The sequence below is a fragment of the Paenibacillus jepli genome, from assembly GCF_047238105.1.
Classification (GTDB): Bacteria; Bacillota; Bacilli; order Paenibacillales; family Paenibacillaceae; genus Paenibacillus_D.
The window spans coordinates 5299703-5320632 of the sequence record NZ_JBDFMD010000001.1; the positions used below are offsets into that span (position 1 = coordinate 5299703).

The 20930-nt window shown below is 56.3% G+C and carries 15 protein-coding genes and 2 pseudogenes; 13 read left to right on the forward strand and 4 right to left on the reverse strand.

The genetic code is table 11. The features are described from left to right. Positions 1-12: 12 nt before the first annotated feature. Entirely contained in the window at positions 13-4062 is a 4050-nt protein-coding gene (locus tag ABC336_RS22595) for a choice-of-anchor I family protein (RefSeq protein ID WP_413240790.1), read from the reverse strand. A 154-nt stretch (positions 4063-4216) separates the two neighbouring features. Next, positions 4217-4848 (reverse strand): annotated as a pseudogene (locus tag ABC336_RS22600) (YfbR-like 5'-deoxynucleotidase). A gap of 219 nt (positions 4849-5067) precedes the next feature. Here ABC336_RS22600 and ABC336_RS22605 point away from each other — a divergent pair. From ABC336_RS22605 to ABC336_RS22615, 3 genes are all read left to right on the forward strand, one after another. Then, positions 5068-5958: an alpha/beta fold hydrolase gene (locus ABC336_RS22605; RefSeq protein ID WP_413240791.1), complete on the forward strand. Its 891-nt coding sequence runs from the start codon at positions 5068-5070 to the stop codon at positions 5956-5958. 114 nt (positions 5959-6072) lie between these two features. Beyond that, positions 6073-6537 carry a hypothetical protein gene (locus ABC336_RS22610; RefSeq protein ID WP_413240792.1) on the forward strand — a complete coding sequence of 155 codons (465 nt, stop codon included), beginning with the start codon at positions 6073-6075 and terminating at the stop codon, positions 6535-6537. Between the two features lie 179 nt (positions 6538-6716). Further along, positions 6717-9092 (forward strand): glycoside hydrolase family 95 protein, encoded by a 2376-nt coding sequence (locus tag ABC336_RS22615; protein ID WP_413240793.1) that lies wholly within the window; start codon positions 6717-6719, stop codon positions 9090-9092. Positions 9093-9541: 449 nt separating this feature from the next. Here ABC336_RS22615 and ABC336_RS22620 read toward each other — a convergent pair whose 3' ends face one another. After that, the gene (locus ABC336_RS22620) at positions 9542-10312 is read right to left on the reverse strand and encodes an IucA/IucC family C-terminal-domain containing protein (RefSeq protein WP_413240794.1); all 771 of its coding nucleotides are present in this window, start codon (positions 10310-10312) and stop codon (positions 9542-9544) included. Then, entirely contained in the window at positions 10302-12257 is a 1956-nt protein-coding gene (locus ABC336_RS22625) for an AraC family transcriptional regulator (RefSeq protein WP_413242578.1), read from the reverse strand. The genes ABC336_RS22620 and ABC336_RS22625 overlap by 11 nt, the downstream gene beginning before the upstream one ends. Before the next feature lie 226 nt (positions 12258-12483). Here ABC336_RS22625 and ABC336_RS22630 point away from each other — a divergent pair, with 226 nt between their 5' ends. The 10 genes and pseudogenes from ABC336_RS22630 to ABC336_RS22675 all read left to right on the forward strand — a co-directional run bounded on the left by ABC336_RS22630 (position 12484) and on the right by ABC336_RS22675 (position 20895). After that, positions 12484-13401 carry a Gfo/Idh/MocA family protein gene (locus ABC336_RS22630; RefSeq protein WP_413240795.1) on the forward strand — a complete coding sequence of 306 codons (918 nt, stop codon included), beginning with the start codon at positions 12484-12486 and terminating at the stop codon, positions 13399-13401. 229 nt (positions 13402-13630) lie between these two features. Continuing rightward, entirely contained in the window at positions 13631-13900 is a 270-nt protein-coding gene (locus tag ABC336_RS22635) for a hypothetical protein (RefSeq protein WP_413240796.1), read from the forward strand. 19 nt (positions 13901-13919) lie between these two features. Beyond that, entirely contained in the window at positions 13920-15152 is a 1233-nt protein-coding gene (locus tag ABC336_RS22640) for a GAF domain-containing sensor histidine kinase (protein ID WP_413240797.1), read from the forward strand. A 124-nt stretch (positions 15153-15276) separates the two neighbouring features. Beyond that, positions 15277-15909, forward strand: coding sequence for an SAM-dependent methyltransferase (locus ABC336_RS22645; RefSeq protein ID WP_413240798.1), 633 nt, complete (start codon positions 15277-15279; stop codon positions 15907-15909). A 214-nt stretch (positions 15910-16123) separates the two neighbouring features. Next, complete coding sequence (locus tag ABC336_RS22650) at positions 16124-16615, forward strand: hypothetical protein (protein WP_413240799.1); 492 nt, start codon at positions 16124-16126, stop codon at positions 16613-16615. Positions 16616-16662: 47 nt separating this feature from the next. Further along, positions 16663-17331: an HAD family hydrolase gene (locus tag ABC336_RS22655; RefSeq protein WP_413240800.1), complete on the forward strand. Its 669-nt coding sequence runs from the start codon at positions 16663-16665 to the stop codon at positions 17329-17331. Between the two features lie 320 nt (positions 17332-17651). Then, a pseudogene (locus ABC336_RS22660) lies at positions 17652-17846 on the forward strand (isomerase); the annotation flags it as partial. Between the two features lie 13 nt (positions 17847-17859). Continuing rightward, positions 17860-18573, forward strand: a complete 714-nt coding sequence (locus tag ABC336_RS22665; protein ID WP_413240801.1) for a metallophosphoesterase family protein — start codon at positions 17860-17862, stop codon at positions 18571-18573. A gap of 101 nt (positions 18574-18674) precedes the next feature. Then, the gene (locus ABC336_RS22670; protein WP_413240802.1) at positions 18675-19100 is read left to right on the forward strand and encodes a 3-hydroxyacyl-ACP dehydratase FabZ family protein; all 426 of its coding nucleotides are present in this window, start codon (positions 18675-18677) and stop codon (positions 19098-19100) included. Between the two features lie 343 nt (positions 19101-19443). After that, entirely contained in the window at positions 19444-20895 is a 1452-nt protein-coding gene (locus tag ABC336_RS22675; protein WP_413240803.1) for an RtcB family protein, read from the forward strand. The last annotated feature ends 35 nt before the right edge of the window (positions 20896-20930 follow it).

Here is a 20930-nt window from a genome sequence, read left to right on the forward strand (position 1 = left end):
GATCTCCATAGCTTACTCCACTCCGTAGGCTTCCGCCAGCACACGGCTGTCAGGTCCGTCTACAGCGGAAACCACCATAATTTTCACTTTTTTGGACGAGCCGATACGGAGCTCTTCGTTCTGTATCGGAGCGCCGGCAGTTGCTTTTTTGATCAATGTCGCACCAGGCGTTCTCGTATTCGAGCCTTCATAGACCTGGAAGACGACGTAATAGTCGCCGGTATACGTCGGCGCTGCCGGGACAGCATCGACAGCATACTTATAGGTTGCCATGCCCGACGCTACCTGCTTCTCCACAGTCAGCTCAAATGGCAGGATCGGCTGCGGCTCGGTGTACCCTTCGTTGACCTGATAGACAGCGACAGTACCGCTCACTTCATGAGCTGCCAGCAGCAGCGGGTAGCCTGTCGGACTGTGTTCCGCAGCGACGAACTTCAGTCCTTCCGGTGAGACGTCGCCGGCGATGTTCGAGCTATAATCCCTCGTGTTGATGTAATCGTAGAACTCCGCCTCACGGGGATTCGTGATGTCGTACATCATGACGCCGCCGATCCGCTCCAGACCGATCGCTGCGAAGACTTTGCCGTCAACCTCGATAACCTTGACATCCTCCGGCTCAGGACCTTTTTTGTTGCTGCGGTGGTCCATCGTCAGATTGTCGTTGGAGACATTGAAGAAGTTCGGATAACGCTCGGCAGTGATGCGTTCAAAGTCGCTGCCGCTGTCAAAGACCAGCTCCAACGTCTGGGCATCCCAGATCGAGAAGGAGCGTCCGCCCAGGATATACATCGCTTCTTCATCATCACCAAGACCGTCGTGCGCATCGTTGATCAGGATATCAAAGCTGTTGCCTTCGAGCGTTGCTGTGGTTGTGTTCTCGTAGCTGCCCCATTCCCTGGCATCGCCTTCGTTGGGAGTGAGGAGGTAGGTTTTGCCGCCGATCTCGACCGCCGCCAAGCCGTCAGGCATATACACACCGTAGACCGGCTGGTTTTTGATCTCGATCTTGCGATCCCGGTACAGGTCCAGCTCATTGCCCGGCTGGCTGTGATCTTTGAAGCCGAGTCCCCGCACGCTTGTGAATGCCCGGTTCTCGATGTCGAGGGTAGCGATGGCATTGGCTTCCTGCAGGGAGACATAGGCTGTCTTGCTGTCTGAGGCCACCGCCACATACTCGGGCTCGAGATCGACGGAAGGCGCGGCGCCTTTCTTCAGGATGACGTTGTCGTTCACCAGATCAGCACGCAGGTCGTCAAACGGATCAAAGGTTACAATAGCAGCCTCGGCCTGTTCCACCCCTTCAGTGAGGTCGACGATCGTCACCGAGCCTTTCGGGTCAACGGTCCCTGTTCCATAGCCTGCGCGGGGCTCGCCCTCGTCCGCCGTCAGGACATAGCTTCCGTCCGGCGTGAAGGTGACCATGTCCGGCTGCACGCCGACATCTACATGCTTCACCAGATTGCCGTTGTAGTCCAGCAGCAGGACGGCGCCGGCTGCATCATATTGATCCGCCTGGACGGCGACCGCGATAAGCTTCTGCCGGGTGCTGACGTCGATGCTCGTGATATCGCCGAAGTTGAAGCCTTCGATCATCTCGCTGACGTCAATCCGCTTCTCCAGCACAAATTCATTGCCTGGACGATTCTCCAGGTTCGCCAGACTGACGATATCGATCTTCTTCTCATTGCCGTTCACGATGTACATTTTGCGGTTGTCAGGGTTGTAGGAGACGATCTCTGCGACACCCCCATCCTTGCTTTGGTATCCGGTATAAAAGCTGCCCAGATGGGACAATCCGCCATCCTTCTCCGAGAGGATGAGGCGGCGCTCTTCATCAAGCGCTGTGAAATCTGCCGGCTCCAGCGTCTGGGTGTAATCGATCAGCGCTTCATCCAAAGCATTGAATTCGTTCACGAGCGCCGAATCTCTCAGCACGGTATATCCGTCGCCCCCCGCGCCCATGAAATCATTGGTGGCAACAAGGTACGTGTCGTCCATGTCGATCGGGTCGCCGTTTACTTGAATATCGATGACGCGGCCTTTTTCCACAGGCGTGCTGCCCGACATGGTGCCGTACTTCTCAACCGTCACCGTCATGCCTCCGACATGGGGGAAGGAGCCTGCGCCGAAGGTCATGCCTTGCTCGATGGCGGCTTTGATCTGCGCGCCGGTCAGTTCCTTGGTGATGATGAAGTTGCCGAACGGCAGGGTATCGATGACTTGTTTCTTAGTAATCTGGCCTGCGGTGATCGAAGCGCGGATGCCGCCGCCGTTGGTGATCGCCACGTCTGCGCCGCTCTCGGCGATCATGGCATCGGTAATCAAGCGTCCCAGGTTAGTCTCGCTGCTGCGGACCTGCTCCCGTTCGCCGTTCAGAGCGATCGGAGTCGCACCGACAACCTGACTCAATTCGCCGGCTTGACGCTCAATGATCGCATCATATACAGTCCTGACCGCTTGATCCTCAGGGTACGCTGACAAGGGCAGCTGGGCGTCGGACTTGGTTACGGCGTTGACCGCTGTCACCTCTTGCCTATCTTTGTTGTAGCCCAGTGTTACGACGCCGACATTTTTGAAATGCTCGCCGGTGCTGGCGATGATGACGTCTTTGTGACCGGGGCGTCTGACGACGCGTCCCGTCGGGTAATTGCTGTGGCTGTGCCCGTCGATGATCAGATCGATACCGTCAACCTGCTCGGCGATGTCTGTACTTTTGATCGTACTGGACGGGTCGTCGCCTATATGAGTAAGCGCGATGACAATATCGGCATGATGTTCTTCTTTAAGCTTGGTCACGGCTTCTTCGGCAGCCTCGATGACTTCTTCATCGGTGCCAAAGTCGATATCCTCCACGTTCTTCGGATTGGTCTTATAAGCCGTCTCCGGCGTCGTCAACCCGAACACGCCGATAGTGACGCCATCGATCACTTTGACCAAGAATTCCTGATCAAATAGCGGCGCGCCGTTCTCCTTTAGTCTGGTGTTGGCAGAGAGGAGCGGGACTTCTGAGAGGGTCTCAAGCTCCAGCAGCCGCTCCACTCCGTAGTTGAAATCATGGTTGCCCGGCGCCAGCGCATCGAAGCCTACAGCCTTCAGCAGCTCCGCTACGCCTTCGCCCCGCTCGATGGAAGCGAATGATTGGCCATGGAAGGTATCGCCTGCATCCAGGATCAACGTGCCGTCGGCGCCTTCGCTTTCACGGTTGATAAACGTTTTGAATTGGGCATAGCCGATTTGCGGATGGTTTGCTGGCGGCGAGATGGCATGATTTACCCGCGAGTGAACGTCGTTGACATGGAAAATCTTGATGATGGTATCGTCTTCGCCAGGCTCTTCGCCGCCGCCAGGGGCGAGTCCCCAGGCGCCGTCTGCGAGACTGCGGGGACGGTATTGTGCGATGAAGGCGTTAAGCGCATCCTGGCTTGCAAAGGAGCTGCCTTCAAAACGAAGGACTTCAAAGTCAGCGCTATTGTCATCCGTATCTTTGAAGTCTACCCGACGCACCGACGTTTGTTTGGAGATCTTCTCGATCGGTGTACCCTCAACCCCATCCTTGCCTGGCTCTTTGACAGTAACCTGATCGAGGACTGTGTCGCCGTGCACAAGGCGGACATTGTATTGATCATTATCGATATAGCGGCCGTTCCACTCCTGATCGAATGGGGCAATCTCATACACCGAATCCGTCGTCGTCTCGGCTGCGCCTCTGATGAGATAGGAGCTGTACGCGGGCAGTGTGCCGATCAGATCCAGGCTAACCCACTCGCCGCCTGTCGAGGCCAAATGCTGTGAGCCACTGCGGGAGGAGGCGTATTCTACCTGCCAGCCGTCCAGATCGACATCCTCTGATGTAGGGTTATACAGTTCGATAAAGCTGTGCGTAAATGGCGTAGCGTTTTTGCCCCCGCCCCCATATACTTGATGAATAAATGGCTGGCTTTGCTCAGGATCGGCATAAACCACCTGCTGCCCGGACAAGCCGATCAGCAAAGGCATCGCAAGCGCAAATGCCAAAGTGACAGACATCATCCTCATCAGTCGCTGTTTCAGCTTTCTCTTCATACCAGATCTCCTTTGTTTTTGGTAAATTTTTGCCGAATGAACCCATATTTAGTAGTGAAAAGGGAGTCGGCCTATAACTAAGATAGAACAGGCCAGCGGGCATGACTAATGAAGATTTCGTAAAGCAGCTGCCCGTACGCCTGGTGATTCCGACTTACTGTGCAAGCGCCTCCTCCGTAATCTGCCGGATATCGATCAACGCCCGTGCGCCTTCGCGTACCAGATCAGGCAGGATGTGTTCCAGGAAGTAGGTGACGCAATGAAGCTTGATGTTTTTGATCTTCACCAGTGCCTGGCGGTACATGATGACGAATTCTTTTTCTCCGTATTGCCGCGCTGCAGCTCAGCGAACGCCTCATAGACTTGATCCATCTTGTCGGCCACCTCCAGGATGAGCCCTTCGAGCGATCCGTCCTTGCCTTCGCGCAGCTGTCTGCGGAAGATGACTTGCAGGTCTTCGGGGATGTTCTCCTCGATGAAGTGATCGATCATCCCTTCCTCGACTTGCTGCAGCAGGGAGCGGAGCTCGGTGCTGTAATGCTTGACCGGCGTCTTGATATCGCCGATGAAGATCTCGCCGTAATCGTGGCTGCTCGTAATCTCGTACAGCTTTTTCCAATCCACGACGGCGCCGTGCTGCTCCTCGATGTCTGCGAGCGTCTTGGCGTATTGGACGACCTTCCAGGAGTGAGCGGAGACACTATGCTCCTCGAATTTGAACTTGCCTGGGCAGCGGATGATTCTCTCCAAGTCGTTGAGCGATCTGAAGTACGTATGAAGTCCCATAAGAAGTACCTTCCTTTGCATGTCATGGCATAGCGGAGACTAACCTGTCACGGCTTCATCATACCTTTACACTGTTCGAGGGGAATCAACGGAACGTTAAGCGGATGTAAGGATGGATATACAATCAACTGGGAAGGTTGTGGAAAATTTCGCATTCTCCTATACTGGGAAGTGTTCATAGCATAGGGGCGGCGATAAGCTGCCGGCAGGAGGAAGACGATGAGCGGGAACAACGGGCATACGTATGGAATCAGCAAATACATAGCGACTGCGGACGGCCGGAAGCTTCATTATATGGTGAACGGCAGCGGCGAGCCGACTGTCGTCTTCGAATCGGGGATGGGCGCTTCCCGTTCCACGTGGGGACTGGTACAGCCGGCGATTGCCAGACAGGTGAGGGCGGTTGTCTACGATAGGGCGGGGTTCGGCAAGAGCGATCCGGATTCTCAGCCGCGCACACTGGCGCGGCTGGCGGAGGATCTGGACACGCTGCTCCATGCATTGGGGAGGGGACCTTTTATTCTCGTAGGCCATAGCTGGGGCGGACCAGTCGTGCGGACCGTTGCGGCAGCCGACCCGTCGCGTATCCGTGGGGTGGTGCTGGTTGATCCGTCGGACGAACATTGCGAGATGTACTTCAGGCGTTCGACGAAGGCCTACTTCCGTATGACCCGTCCCCTGTATCCGCTGCTGGCGCGGATGGGATGGTATAAGCGGATGGGAAGCGGGCCCGGGAGCGTGCAGCCGGCAGATGTGGTCCGGGATCATCATAGCGAGGATTTCACACTCCGCTCCGCACGCACGGCATCAGCAGAGCTGATCACGTTCATAGACGATCTGGAGCGGTTCCAGTCAGCACCTCCTGATCTGGGCGGCCTGCCGCTCACGATTATCTCAGGGGCGCGGACAACCGGCCAGGAGCGCAAGGTAAGACCGGCGGTGATGGCGGCCCATCGCCAGTCGGCGGCACAGCACGGCGGCCGCCTGGTTGAAGCGCCGCAATCAGGCCATATGGTGAACTACGAGCAGCCGGAGATTATCATTAGCGAGATCGGGCGGATGCTGGAGCCGGTCGAGCCGGTACGAGCTGGGATCGCGCCTGTCAGCTGATTGCAATAAAGCCTCGAAGTAACGGATGGTTCTTCCGATCGCTGGTGTCAGCAGGAAATCCCTGATTCTGGTATAGTATAGTGAAGTATGGGATGGAAAAGGAAGGTGATCGATATGCCATTTCGACGATACGGTCTAATCCTGATAGGCCTGCTGCTGCTGGCAGGATGTCAACAGGATCCGGATGCTGAAGAAGTGGAAACGGTCGAGGGCTTCAGCATCGAAGAGTCTGAGGAGATTGAAGGATATTATGAGACGGTAGGTTACATGCAGGTCAATTCGATTACGTACCACAAGATGAATCGGCATGTTGAGCTTAGTGCCGTCCTGATAATTGAAGATTATTATGACCTGAACCATCAGTATCTCCGCACCGAACTGGTCGATACGCATTATGAGAAGTCCAAACTTACAGACGCCGTCAAGAGCCACAACAACGTTCAGGAAGCCGCAGGGCCGCTGACCATTCACATCCCGCCCGAGTCCATGGATACCCGGCCCCGTGATCTCAATGAGGAACAACTGGCCGAGATCCGGGCGCATATCTTCAGTGTGCTGAAGGATCATGGCATGCGATAAATACCGGAGCAGTGGAGCTTGCGATCCATGATCACTGTCAATCGCTGCTGAACACCGTCAAAGAGGGGCTGGCGGGACCTTAGAAAATGCCAGTCCCCGGGCCGGTTATTTCGCGGTATAATGAGGGGATGAACGGCAGGACGCCCGTTTGTGGACATAACAGTGATGGAGGTAAGACGATGAGTATCCGGTTTGGTAGACCTGCAGTATATTGGACGGAAGCGCTTCCGGTGGGCAACGGCAGGATGGGAGCGATGGTGTTCGGCGGAGTGGAAAGCGAGCGCATCCAGCTCAATGAAGATACATTGTGGTCGGGGAGTCTGAAGGATTGGAACAATCCCCGCGCCAGGGAAGTGCTGCCGCAGCTCAGGGAAGCGCTGCGCAGAGAAGATTATGCGGCTGCCGATGCGCTCGGCAAGGAGATGATGGGGCCCTATACGCAGTCCTATCTGCCGCTGGGCGACTTGCAGCTGACGATGGAGCATGGCAATAAGTATCATACCTATACCAGAAGCCTGGATCTGGCGACAGGAGTTGTCAGCGTAGCCTATCAGGTTGGCGATACGGAATATAAGCGGGAGGTGTGGGCGTCGCATCCGGCTCAGGTCATCGCGATCCGTTTGACCTCGAGTGACCCGGGACGACTTAGCTTCCGTGCCCGGCTCTCGAGTGTGCTCCGTTACTATGCGGCCGGTGCGGGGGAAGGGAGCTGCGCGATCAGCGGCATCGCACCGGAGCAGGTATGGCCCAGCTATTGCAACAAGGCGGAGCCCGTCATCTATGGTGATCCGGAGACGACGGAGGCGCTGAGGTTCCATGCGCGGCTGGCCGTCGTGCAGGAAGGCGGCAGCTTAACTTATACGCCGGACGGCGTGTCCGTCCAGGGGGCGACGAGTGCGGTGCTGTACATCGGTGCCGCGACGTCGTTTGATCCGGCAGCCGGAGCGGGCAGCCGTGACCGCGATCCCGCTGTGCTCACAGCCGGCGCGATCCAGGGTGTGCTGGGCAAGGCCTATGCCGACCTCCGAGCCGACCACATCGCCGACCATAGGTCATTGTATGACCGGGTATCGCTGCATCTGGGCGAGAGCCGGGCGCCGCAAGAGATGGATACCGACAAGCGGATTGCAGAGCTGGGCAGCAGCGATCCGGGACTGGTGGAGCTGCTGTTCAATTATGGCCGCTACCTGATGATAGCCAGCTCGCGGCCGGGCAGCCGTCCTGCGAACCTGCAGGGGATCTGGAACGAAGAGACGCGTGCGCCGTGGAGCAGCAACTACACGTTGAATATCAATGCGCAGATGAACTATTGGCCGGTCGAGAGCTGCAATATCGCGGAGCTGCATGAACCGATGCTGGCCTTTATCGAACGTCTGGCAGTCAATGGGCGCGAGACGGCTAGAATTAACTACGGGGCCCGGGGCTGGGTCGCCCATCACAACTCCGACTTGTGGGGGCAGACCGCCCCGGTGGGCGACTTCGGCGACGGCGATCCGGTCTGGGCGCTGTGGCAGATGGGCGGCGTCTGGTTGACCCAGCACATGTGGGAGCATTATTCCTTTGGCGGGGACCGTGAGTTCCTGCGTGAACGGGCATACCCTGTGATGAAGGAAGCCGCGCTGTTTTGTCTGGATTGGCTCTATGAGGATGAAGGCGGCCAGCTGATCACCGGCCCTTCGACGTCGCCGGAGATGAAGTTCGTCGTGGAGGGCAGCCGCTATGCGGTTAGCAGCGCAGCGACGATGGATCTGGTGCTGGTCGCCGAACTCTTCGACAACTGTATGGAGGCGGCAGACATCCTTGGTGTCGATGAAGCGTTCCGTGAGGAACTGGCCGCTGCGAGGCGCCGTCTGCATCCGTTCCAGATTGGCCGGCATGGCCAGCTCCAGGAATGGTCGCAGGACTTCGAAGAAGAAGATGTGCATCATCGTCATGTCTCGCATCTGGCAGGCGTCTATCCGGGCCGGCTGTTCACGGCGGAGACGACACCGGAGCTGTTCGCGGCCGCCCGGCAGTCGCTGGAGCGCAGAGGCGATGAAGGGACGGGCTGGAGTCTGGGCTGGAAGGTCGGACTGTGGGCGCGATTCGGCGACGGCAATCGGGCGGAGCGGCTGATCGCCAATCTGCTCCGGCTCGTCCGCAGCGATCAAGGCAACAACGAGCGCGGGGGCGTCTATGCCAATCTGTTCGATGCGCATCCGCCGTTCCAGATCGACGGCAACTTTGCGGCGACGGCAGGCATCGCGGAGATGCTGCTGCAGTCGCACCAAGGGTATCTGGAATTTCTGCCGGCGCTGCCGGACCGGTGGTCCACCGGTTCGGTACAGGGATTGCGGGCCCGGGGCGGCATCGAAGTGTCGATCGCTTGGCGGGACGGCCGCTTGACCGACGTGCATCTAACGTCGGATGTGGGACAGGCGTGCAGCTTCAAAGCGACGGATAAGCCGGTGCGGATCGCCGCCGGGGATGACGCGGTAGACTGGCAGGGAGGAAGCGAAGGCCTGAGCAGCTTCGCCATGCAAGCCGGGGTGCGTTATCATCTGCAGTACCGGTAGGACGGAGGCCGCAACGTGTGGCATGCCGACAATTGCCCCATGACCGGGTCCTGCAAGTAAAATGGTCTTAGGGACGTCTGAAGGGCCCTCCCGTGGCGCGCCCTGGCGCAACCAAAGCAAATTTGCGTCAATGTCCAGACTTTCTCGTACAAAAGGCCCTCAGTCACCACGCTAACGTGGAGATGAGGGCCTTTCGTGTGTTCACCTTCAACTTGTTGAAAAACATGCAAGGAGGCCAAGGTGCTCGGGGGAGCGGCAGAAAGGGTCGTTGCAGCTGAGCGCACCAGCCATTTCCGGACAATAGCGGCAGAAAGGGTCGTTGCAGCTGAGTGCACCGGCCATTTCCGGACAATAGCGGCAGAAAAGGTCGTTGCAGCTGAGTGCACTATCATCGGTCGTCAATAAAGCTAGGCGAAAGACGTTTATCAACAGGCTGAGCTTAGCGGTACTCACCGCATGGTCGGCAGCGGGCACTTCCTGCAGTATTCCTCGGACATCTCATAATAGAAGCAACATGTCCGCCGGGTAGCATCCGCAGCCATCCCGAGATCATCGCAGGAAGACCCGGGGATGAAGCGTGCGAAGGGGTGGCGGCGCTCGCCATACAGATCCGGCGAAGCCTCATGCAGCAAATACATGGCATCGTCTAACCCATGCACAGTATCCCCCAGACTATGAGCATAGAGCGGTGCGAGCCGGACGAAGACGTTCTCCCAGAGGACGGCGATCGGTACCTTGGCCGTCTCCGACAGGGAGCGCAGCAGCGGGGTCAGATGGCCCGCAAACAATTGCTGCAGCCGCTCCTCGCGCCAGACGTCGCGTCCCTCCAGGCCGGGACAGCTGACCTGCACGTCCGTCAGCGCCAGATCGGGAAAGCGTGTCCGCCCGGGTTCATGGTCAGGGTCTGGCGTAATGAGCAGACATTGATCCAGCTCAGGCAGCAGCGCCTTGCCGAATTTGGTCATCGCGTAAGCCGCAGGGGCAGCCAGCAGATAGGCATAGCGCTTGGCCAGCATCGATGCCGCCACCCGGCGGGACGGCGCGCCGATATACCGGGCCATCCAGTCCAGATACGCTGCGCACGTCTGCGCATCCAAGAGCTCGCTCACGGCGATAGAGCGAATCATCGGCCGGGTGGTATCAGCCAGTGTCAGACCGAAGCCGTCGGAGAGCTCCCGCCACTCCTCAGGGGTCAGCATTATCCTAAGATCATGCCTCATCCAGCAATAGCTCCGCGATCTCATCGACGATCAGATCGATCGCAATCGGGCCATAGTAAGCGATCCACTGCGTCGTATCGACGGTATAGACCTGATCCTGCTGAACCGCCTTTAGCGATTTCCATACCTCTGTATCCTGCACACCGTCGACATCCTCCTGGAACATGGCGTTGGTCAGCAGGAAGTAATGATCGGCATCCACATCCGGCAGCGTCTCCAGCGAGATCTGATACGAGTCATCCTGTTCCGCAAGGACCGGCGGCAGATTCAACCCCAGGTCATTGTAGAGAATCGCACCTGTCCGGTGGCCTGGCGGATGGACGCGGATGGCGCCGTCACGGGGCCGGATCAGCGCGACGGTCTCATCCCCGAGCCGGGCAGCGAACGCCTCCCTCAGCTGGGCGGTTTTCTCTTCGTAAGCCGTCAGCAGCTCCTGAGCCTCTTGCTCTTTCTCCATAATTTTGCCCATCGTGTCTAGTGTATCCCGCCAGTCCTCATCGAAGTCCAGCATCAGCGTCGGCGCGATCTTGCTGAACTGCTCGTAGAACTGCTCCTGGAATCCCGTACATAGGATCAGATCCGGATCCATCTCCAGGATCGCTTCCATATTGGGCTCGTCACGGGTGCCCAGCACCTTGACATCCGACAGCTTGTCCATCAGATATTCGGGGAAATCGGTGTCGGAGCCTGCCGAGGTTACGCTGCCGATTGGCTTCTCATCAAGAGCGACAAGTTGATCAGCAAACTTGTTGTCGAGCACGACGATGCGTACCGGTTTTTGCTCCAGGGTAAAATCGCCTCTCAGGTCCTTGATGGTCAGCGGGTAACTGCTCTGGGTACTCTGTGAGTTGGCAGCGCCGTTAGCTGTATTCTGCGTCGCTGCATTAGCAGGCGTATTGCCGCTGTTCTGGTTGGCCGCATTAGGGCCGCTATTGGAACAAGCTCCGATAATCAACATCAAGCTCAACAATAAACTGACTGCAAGTGTCCCCTTTGTTCTTCTAACCAATGGTGTCTCTCCTCCGTTTGTGTATTGATAATGATTTTCATGATCAATTACACTATACGGAAGATCTCGAATCGCTCCAATGGGGGAGGGCGACATCATGGATGGACTTCTGCGACATTCGGCACGATATTGCATGGGCGAGAGACCGGTATGCTTCTTGAAAGCACGGCTAAAATAGTAACTGTCAGCATATCCGACGGCTTCGGCAATCTCGCGAATCGGCGCGCCTGTCGAACTAAGCAGCGACTGGGCATGCTGCATCCGGATCTGAGTGACATACTCCATCGGTCCGGTCCGCAGTCTCGCTTTGAACTGCCGCTGCAGCTGTCTGGCACCGTACTGGAGATGCGAAGCCAACTCCTGCAGGCTGATCGGCTCGGCATAATGCTCTTCGATATAGAGCATCGCCTGCCTGACGGGATCGGGCCGGTGACGAGTCGTCTCACCTGCTTCTTGAAGCTGTTGGAGCAGTTCGTAGATCCACTGGTGGAAAAGGGCGCGTACATGAAATCGCTCCAGCGAGAGGCCGCTTTGCCAATGCTCATACATCTGCTTCATCCGGGTATACAGCTGCAGGGGCCGCAGCGGTGCCAAACCATACTGAGTGCAGAAAGGGTTATCCTCCCGGTACATCCGGAGCAGCTCTTGCCGGGCAGGCGTCACAAGTACGGCTTTATAATAGAGAACATAATAAACGCCGCGACCGCCCGTGCCGCTTATGGACAAGGAGGCACCTTTGCCAGCATGGCAAACATACCCTTCGGCGGCATCATGCGTGTGGCCGTCGATGACGATCCTCGCAGAGCCGTCTGCCATCAGCACGAACGTATTGGCGGGCAACCGGGAGATGCGCGTGCATCCGTCCGGCCCGATCGGCGATCTCCGGATGTCCAGCACCCGGATCGCACAGTGGTTCCATAACGGCAGTTGATCCATCACGGTCAAGTTATTCACCTTCCAAGCAGGTTGCTCTGTTTAAAAGTGATTATAGCAGGATTGTTTTCAGGTGGAAAGCGTCAGCAGTTGGCAGGCAAGCAACTGGTTATGGAGCGCAACTAGCGCTCTCTGGCCGCTGGTGGTACCACAGGTTGGCGTACCCGAGCTTGGATTTACTTGACTGCGAAGTGCATGATACCATTGAAGCCAGAAAGGAGCGGATGAGATGACGATGAAGATAGGCATGATCGGTCTGGATACTTCGCATGTCCAGATCTTCGCTGACATGCTGCATAACCCCGAGCATCCGTATCATATCCCCGGCGGCCGCGTCGTTGCGGCGTATCCGGGAGGCTCCCCGGATTTCGGGCTCAGTATCACCCGGGTAGAGAGCTATACCAAGCTACTGGTCGGAGAGGGCGTGGAGATCGTGGACAGCCCGGCTGAAGTGGCGCGCCTGGTCGATGCCGTGATGCTGGAGTCGGTGGATGGCCGCGTCCATCTGGCCCAGTTCCGGGAGATCGCGCCGCACAGCAAGCTGGTGTTCGTCGACAAGCCTTTCGCAGTGACGGGCAGCGATGCGGAGGAGATCGCCTGGCTCGCCGAGAAGCATGGCGTGACGGTGATGAGCAGCTCTTCGCTCCGCTATGCTCAAGGACTGGAGAATCTGCTCGCCTATACGGAGGAAGGGCCGATCCTGGGCGTTGACTGTGCGGGACCGCTGCCGTTGGAGCCGACGCAGCCGGGGCTGTTCTGGTATGGCATCCACTGCGTGGAGATGCTTTACCGGGTGCTGGGGAGCGGCTGTGTGAGCGTCCAGGCTGCAGCCACGGTGCAGCATGACGTCATTACCGGTATGTGGCAGGATGGCCGGATCGGCACGATCCGGGGCAACCGGGCGGGCAATGGCCGCTTCGGCATCACGGTGCACCGCGAGCAGCGGAGCCGCTTCGTCGACCTGATGGAGCACCCGAAGCCGTATTATGCCAGCCTGCTGGAGCAGGTGATGGCGATGTTCGAGACGGGTGAGCCAGGCGTGCCGGTCAGGGAGACGGTCGAGATCGTCCGCTTCATCGAGGCGGCCAACCGCTCGCGCGAGACGGGCCAGACGGTTCGCCTGGACGAGGTTCGTTCGGCGGTGTAGCCAGAGTATAGAACTAAAAAGTAGCATTGGAGCGAAGGAAGGAGGGCGCTTTGGCGGTGCAGATCTAAAAAGTAGCATTGGAGCGAAGGAAGGAGGGCGCTTTTCTCCCTTACAGCGTCGCAGTCGGCGCTCCGCCGCGCTCAAGCGAGCGCACTTTCTCCCCTTACAGCGCGACAGTCGGCGATCAACCTCGTTCCAGCGTTATAGGCGATGGTGCACTTGATGTGGTATGTCTGTACCTTTGCAGGATGTGACGGTGAGCTATTCGTTCAACAACCTTGCTTCCAGGCAGACGGAAGGCGAGTACACTTCTTTCATGTACGGGATTATGCATGATGATGTTATCGACAAACTGAAGATTCAATACAAAGGTAAACCGTTCGCAGCCGCGACGATTGTCGATACTCCGAAAGGACGGATATGGTACTGTCTATCTGACGAGCCCGTGAACAATAAGACAGGAAGCGACAAGGTGTGCTATACTGTAGCCATGTTTTAAGATAAGGGAGGCATAGGTTGTGCTCAAAACAGGCTATATTGATGTGCTGTCGATCGTTTCGCGCAAGGTGTATGATTCTGCAGCTCATCTGATCGAGACAGCCAGCAGTCTGATCCCTGCCAATACATTTTGCATTGCCAATCTGGATCCGGATAACACTAAGGTGATCAAAGCGTTCAACAGGGACAAGATGATGCTCGGCGAAGGACTGGTCGTCGCCAACGAAGAATCATACTGTGCCCTCGTGACTGAACATAGCCAAGGCCCGCTCGTCATTGATAATAATCTGACGCATCCGTTGACCAAGGATATGGATGCTACTCAGTTTGTCGGCGGCTGTTCCTTTCTCGGCGTGCCGATCCGGGATGAAAAAGGAGAGCTGTACGGCTCGCTGTGCGCATTTGACCACGAGTTCTACTCTTATGAACAGAAGGACGTCGATCTGCTGCTCGCTTTATCAGACTTCTTCACAAGGCTGCTGGAGATGGAGTATGCGATGCAGCAGCTTCGCATGGCCGAGGAGAAGATGGCCAAGCAGATGGAGGAGAAGGCCAATCTGCTAGCCGTGCTCAGCCATGAGATCCGGACGCCGATGAATGGCATCATCGGCATGACAAGCCTGCTTCAATCGACTGATCTGAAGGAGGATCAGAAGATGTATGTCGATGTGATCGAGACGAGCAGCTCGAGCTTGCTCTCGATGATGGATCAGATCCTGACCTACTCCAAGATGGAGGCCGAGACGATCGAGCTGTCTGATCACCCGTTCCGGTTGAACGAATTGGTCGAGTACATCCATACGTTGTTTGCGCCAGAGGCAGAGCGCAAGGGGCTGCAATTCATTGCAGAGCTCGAGTCTGATCTCCAACTGGTTGGAGACAGCAATAAGCTGCGTCAGATCCTGATCAACCTAATCGGCAACGCGTTGAAATTTACGGCCCAAGGCCAGATCAAACTGACAGTGCGTGCTGTTCCAGCCGAAGGAGACACCGTTGTTATCAACTGCGAAGTCAGAGACACCGGTATCGGGATTCCGGAAGATCGGCGGGAGCTGCTGTTCCGATCCTTCTCGCAGGTTCATGATGATAAGGCATCGGGTAAATACGGCGGCGCCGGTCTCGGGCTGTCGATCTGCAAACAGCTCGCGGAACGGATGAACGGCGATGTATGGTTGATGGATTCCGGCCCGGACGGCAGCTGCTTTGCATGCCAGATCGTCGTGAGGCAGGGACAGACAGCCGCGCAAGTATAACGAATAAAATAGTAGAGACCTAAAGGGCTGCAGCCTGGCAGGTCTCTTTTTTGTTTCACTGATGACTGGAAGATTTGATATACTAGGAACAATTGGAAAAAAGCTTGATACACTGGGGGTTACTATGGCGGAAGCTAAGCAAGCGCTCGATCTGGATCGCATCATCTTCATCGGCCGCACGTATGACGAATATGCGTCGATGTTCAATCTGTCGCACGAAGAGATCCAAGGGATACGCGTGTTGGATTGCCCGGCCGGCGCTTGCTCCTTCACGGCCCGCGCCAACCGAATGGGTAGCGAGGCGACAGCAGCGGACATCGCTTACGCGCACGAGGCCGAACAGCTCTATGCGAAAGGACTGGTGGATCTGGCTTACGGCGCCCGGCAAGTGGAAAAGGTGCAAGCCAGTTATAGCTGGTCGTATTTCAAGTCGGTGGATCAGCTCGCACAGAGCCGAAGGTCGGCACTGGAGGAGAACACGGCAGATCGTAAGGCTCATCCTTCACGATACATAGCAGTGGTGCTGCCTGAGCTGCCATTTCAAGACCGTCAATTCGAGCTGACCTTGTCTGCACACTTTTTGTTTTCGTATTCGGAGCAGTTGGATTTGGCTTTTCATCAGGCGACGGTGCTGGAGCTCATGCGGGTGGACGGCCCGGGAACTCCGGATCTTCCCTTTGGTCGACCTGAAGGGACAGCGCTCGGTCCATCTGGAGGCGATCCTGCAGTTGATCCGCGACCACCAGTGGAATTATGAAATCTGTTCGTCCCGTTATGAGTTTCAAAAGAATGCCAACCAATACTTGCGAATCTATCGTTAGTAGTCTAGGAGGGTGAGACAGACAATGAAATTGATCTTTGTCAGGCACGGTCAGGGTGAGCATAATCTGCCGGTTGCTGACAGGCTGAACATGTTACATCCGCCATTGACACAGCTTGCTGATATCTAATGAAGGAACGTGGGGGCAAACATGCAAATCATTCTGAATCTTGAAGAGCACGGCTGGCTGGGCATATCGTTCCAAACGCCGGATGGGACGGAAATCGAGCATTCCCTCTCCTTTTTATCCGATGCAGTCAGGGAGATGGCGGAGAAAGGCGCGATGCTAACGGGGGTCATTCAAGAAGTAACTATGACGCTGCAGACCGAACCCGGCGAGATTCGGATTGTCGTTTCGCGACAGTCGCCGGACGTTTGCCATTTTCGTCTCTATGAGATGGACGACAATTTCACTACACAGCAGACGGAGAGCGGCAGACTCATGCTCGCTACATCCGTTAAGACTTTAAGGCTGCTGAGGATCTTGCATCGGGAACTGACCAAAATGAAGGATCTTGGCGAGGAAGAGTATGAGCGGAGATGGACGTATGCCTTTCCTGCTGCGGCCTATGACAGCATTAAGCAAGCAATCGATGAGGCCAAGCAGGCGTGTAAACTGGTCATCAGGAAACCTACGTCGTGAAGTTCGAGAACGTCATTTCGCTATAGTTGCGATACAAGGGGGAGACGATGAAAGACATCCAAGCGGTTTTGTTTGACCTGGATAACACGCTTCTTGACCGGACGAGCACGTTCCGTTCCTTCACGGAGCGGTTTGCGGAGACCTATTTTGACCATCTCACCGATACGACTGAACTGTGCCACCTCATCATCGAACGGGATGAGGATGGCTACAAGGACAAGTATGTGTTGTTCGATGAGCTGCTGGAGGAGCTTCCCTGGCAGAGCCGTCCTGCGGCATCGGAGCTGATGGCATTTTATATGAAGGAATACGTCGATTGTGCAGTCCTGATGGAGGAGGCGCGAGAGACGCTAGAGCGGATAAGAACGTCTGGCTACAAGACCGGGTTGATTACCAATGGCAGAAACGAAGTCCAACACGGCAAGATTGACCGGATGGGCATCCGTGAAGCTTTTGATGTCATCCTGGTGTCGGAAGAAGCGGGTATCAAGAAACCGGATCCCAAGATCTTCGAGATGGCGGTCGGACGACTGGGGGTTCGTCCGCAAGCCTGCTTGTTTGTCGGCGATCATCCGGTCAATGACATCGAGGCGGCTGCCAGCCTGGGCATGCGGACGGTATGGATGCAGGTCAATCAGCCGTGGCGGGAAGGGCTGAGCGCTACACCGGATCATACAATCAGCCGGTTGAGCGAGCTGCGGACATGGCTTGGTTGAATACCGCTAGCCCATAAAATAATACCCACTGCATGACTGGTGGATCCGAGCGCCAGCTCACTATTGTAGTAAGTGCAAAAGTACATCTAAAAGAGCCGATAACCTAATATTCACCTTGGATAAGAGCAAAAGTACAATTAACTTGTTCAAAATTGGAATAATCAGGATAAATTGATTGCAATAGATGCACTTTTGCATTTAGGGTCCGGGTTCCGAGCCGAAGGAAGGGAAACAGATGTACTTTTGCCCTTATCAACTGGCCGGAGAGCGGGGAGAGGCCGCGCTTCAAATGAAGCCGGGCATGCGACGGGCATGCGACGGGCATGATGGGCGCTCACTATTTGTCGTATATCATACCGGAGGCCGATCACCTAACCTGCATCATCGAACAGGGGCAAGAGATTGGTAAGGATGGCAGGTTCAGTGTGATAATCTACAAAAATGACGACGAAATGACGGTATCCATCACGGGTACGGCGGTATTTGTCGGAGAGATGTCGGTTGAGTATGGTTAAGTGAGGTGATGGCGTGAATCGGACCATTATGATCAGCGATATTCATGGCTGTTTGCAGCCCTTCCAGACATTGTTGGAGCAAGTAAACTATGGACCTGGAGCAGACCGATTGATCCTGTTAGGCGATTATGTCGATCGCGGGCCGCACAGCAAAGAGACGGTGGATCTCGTCATGCGGTTGGTGCAGGAGCACCAGGCCGTTGCCCTCAGGGGCAATCATGATCAACGGTTGGTCGATCTGAGCCGATGCGAAGATAGGTCAATTTACGACAAATTTCTAGCCTACGGCGGAGTCCAAACTTTGCAAAGTTATTGCGGCTTGTCACCTGATGAGATCGATGAAGATGCACTGGATCAGGCAAGAGCATACATAAACAATCATTTTAATCATCACATTGCGTTTCTTGACTCTTTACCATTGTATTACGAAGACGAGCACCACATTTATGTTCACGCAGGTATCAATCCGCGCTACTTGGACTGGCGCGAGCAGCCGGCACATGATTTTATGTACATTAGGGATGAATTCCACCGCTCTCTCCCCGCTGCGGATAAATTAGTGGTGTTCGGGCATACCCGGACAGTTGAACTGCACGATGCCTGTGACGTCTGGTATGGCGTAGGCAAGATTGGTATCGATGGCGGTTGTGCGTACGGGATGCAATTGAATGCGTTAATTTATGATAATGGGAGATACGATACAGTGTATGTGGAGAATCCGCATTAACACAAAACACAAGGAGGGCTTGCCATGACGACCATCTCGACTATTTTAAAATACTAGAAAGTATTTGATTCTCCTATCTACTTGGCTTGTATTTCTCCGGAATGAAACTAACTGCGCCGCCAAAAGACGGCGACAGCCGTTTCACCTTGCCGCACCGCTATCCATTTCTCATGGTCGATGGTATCCTGGAGGTCGAGCCCGGGCGATGGGTGAAGGGATACAAAAATGTCTCGCAAAACGAATGGTATATGACCCCGCCTGCGCAGGCGATGCCGGGGGTTATGATTATAGAAGCATTAGCACAGCTGGGAGCCTTTACCTCGATCAAGGGCGAAGGCGGGATTGGCTTCCTTTCCTCGCTGAACGGTGTTCAGTGGCTGGGCCAGGCCGTCGCTGGCGACCGGATCGACCTGTACTACGAAGTGACCAAGACCAAGAGAGGATTCGTTATGGGCAAGGGTGAAGCTTCGGTAGACGGCGAGGTTATCGTGCGTGCGGAAGAGATCATGATCTTCATTCAAAACTAGGTTTTCCAAGAAAAGGGTTGACAGCACAAGCAGGGACGCTTTATGATTGGAGCAATATTTAGTGAGGGAGGCCGATGGGTCATGACGATTATTACAACGACTACCAATATCTCGCCAATCGCATACGAACCACTCGATTCCATCGGTCTCCACCGGACAACATGATGCGCGGCTAAGGCGCGTCGCCGGCGGAGCGAAACGGCACATCCAGGTTGACGGGGACCCCGTCGCCGGCCGTTTTATTCTGCCAGCCAGAGCAGAGCCATGGACTTTTGAGCCATGGCTCTTTTTGCGTTTTCTAACGACATTTAATCTCAAGGACTAGAGAGGAAAGTTTACCCTTATGAGTACACAACACAACCAATCGGGTGAAGAGACCCGTTATAAACATGAGGTGACGCTGCCGGGCGGACGTCTGCATGTCTATGCTGATGAGCAGCAAATGGCCTCGCTGGATTACAAGGTGCTGGAGATGGCGGATAACAATCTGCATATTCCGAATATCCGCTATATGAGCTATACTCCAGATGTACATGTCGGTGTGGGCACGTGCATCGGCACGACAGCCGTGTGGCAGATGGAGGGCGGTTATGTATCGCCATCTATTGTCGGCAGCGACATCGGCTGCGGCATGCGTGTCCATCTGACCCCTTTGCACAAGCACGACTTGCAGGACGTGGAGCTCCGCCGGAAGCTGGTCCGCAAGATCGAACGCCATCTGCCGATGGAGGCCCATCAGCGCGGCCACTTCTCGGATATCCGTCTGGAGCATATCGTCCGCAAAGGTCTGCATGGCCTACCGGGCAAATATCTGCCGGACAGCTACACGCCGCGCAAATCGACCGCGCTCTCCCATGTGGAGAGCAGCCGCTTCACTTTCGACGAGCGTGTGCTGGACGATATCCCAGATAACACCTGGCACCGGTCGCACCGGCAGCTCGGCACGCTGGGCGGCGGCAATCACTTCGCCGAGATCCAGGCGATCGAGCTGGCAGACGACCAGCGGGAGATCGCAGAAGCCTGGGGACTGTTCGACGGTCAGATCGTCGTGATGATCCACTCGGGCTCGCGAGCCTGGGGCGGCGCCGTTAGCCAGAGCAGCGTGGCCGGCTTCGGCCGGGCGATGCGCGAGCTGGGCCTGGGGACGGCGGATCCGAAGCTGCTGTTCGCCCCGCTGGATCATCCGGAAGCGCAGCGTTATGTCCATCTGATGTACTCCGCGCTCAACTATGCTGTGGTGAACCGGCATCTGATCGCGTATGCGATCCGGGAGGCGTTCCGCGAGGTGTTCGGTACCCGCTGCGAGCTCCCGACACTCTACGATCTGATGCACAATTATGCCTGGAGCGAGCATCATGAAACGTACGGCGAGGTCTTCGTCCACCGCAAAGGGACGACCCGCTCGCTGCCTGCGGGTCATCCGGACAATCCGAAGCCTTACCGGAGCACCGGTCATCCGGCGCTCATCCCGGGCTCCATGGGGACGGCGTCGTATCTGATGGTGGGACAGCCGGGAGGAGCAGACAATTTCTACTCGATCTGTCACGGCGCCGGGCGGATCCGCTCGCGGTCCGCGACCAGGCGGCTCGTCACGGTAGAGGAGTTCGCCGGGGCGATGAAGGTCGGCACCCCGGAGGAAGTGGTAGTCAATCACCATTCGCTGGAGAGTATCCTCGACGAATCCCCGCAAGCCTACAAGAACGTGGATGAGATCATCGACAGCGTGACTGGAGCGGGGCTGGCGGCCGTCGTGGCCAAGTGCAAGCCGCTCGCGGCGATCAAAGGATCCAAATAACCGAGGAAGTGCGCGGCCTGGTGCCGCGCCTCCTT

Coding starts and splice junctions, on each gene's coding strand:
- ABC336_RS22595 (WP_413240790.1), bottom strand. CDS start 4,062: ATGAAGAGAAAGCTGAAACAGCGACTGATGAGGATGATGTCTGTCACT.
- ABC336_RS22605 (WP_413240791.1), top strand. CDS start 5,068: ATGAGCGGGAACAACGGGCATACGTATGGAATCAGCAAATACATAGCG.
- ABC336_RS22610 (WP_413240792.1), top strand. CDS start 6,073: ATGCCATTTCGACGATACGGTCTAATCCTGATAGGCCTGCTGCTGCTG.
- ABC336_RS22615 (WP_413240793.1), top strand. CDS start 6,717: ATGAGTATCCGGTTTGGTAGACCTGCAGTATATTGGACGGAAGCGCTT.
- ABC336_RS22620 (WP_413240794.1), bottom strand. CDS start 10,312: ATGAGGCATGATCTTAGGATAATGCTGACCCCTGAGGAGTGGCGGGAG.
- ABC336_RS22625 (WP_413242578.1), bottom strand. CDS start 12,257: ATGGATCAACTGCCGTTATGGAACCACTGTGCGATCCGGGTGCTGGAC.
- ABC336_RS22630 (WP_413240795.1), top strand. CDS start 12,484: ATGACGATGAAGATAGGCATGATCGGTCTGGATACTTCGCATGTCCAG.
- ABC336_RS22635 (WP_413240796.1), top strand. CDS start 13,631: ATGTCTGTACCTTTGCAGGATGTGACGGTGAGCTATTCGTTCAACAAC.
- ABC336_RS22645 (WP_413240798.1), top strand. CDS start 15,277: ATGGCGGAAGCTAAGCAAGCGCTCGATCTGGATCGCATCATCTTCATC.
- ABC336_RS22650 (WP_413240799.1), top strand. CDS start 16,124: ATGCAAATCATTCTGAATCTTGAAGAGCACGGCTGGCTGGGCATATCG.
- ABC336_RS22655 (WP_413240800.1), top strand. CDS start 16,663: ATGAAAGACATCCAAGCGGTTTTGTTTGACCTGGATAACACGCTTCTT.
- ABC336_RS22670 (WP_413240802.1), top strand. CDS start 18,675: ATGAAACTAACTGCGCCGCCAAAAGACGGCGACAGCCGTTTCACCTTG.
- ABC336_RS22675 (WP_413240803.1), top strand. CDS start 19,444: ATGAGTACACAACACAACCAATCGGGTGAAGAGACCCGTTATAAACAT.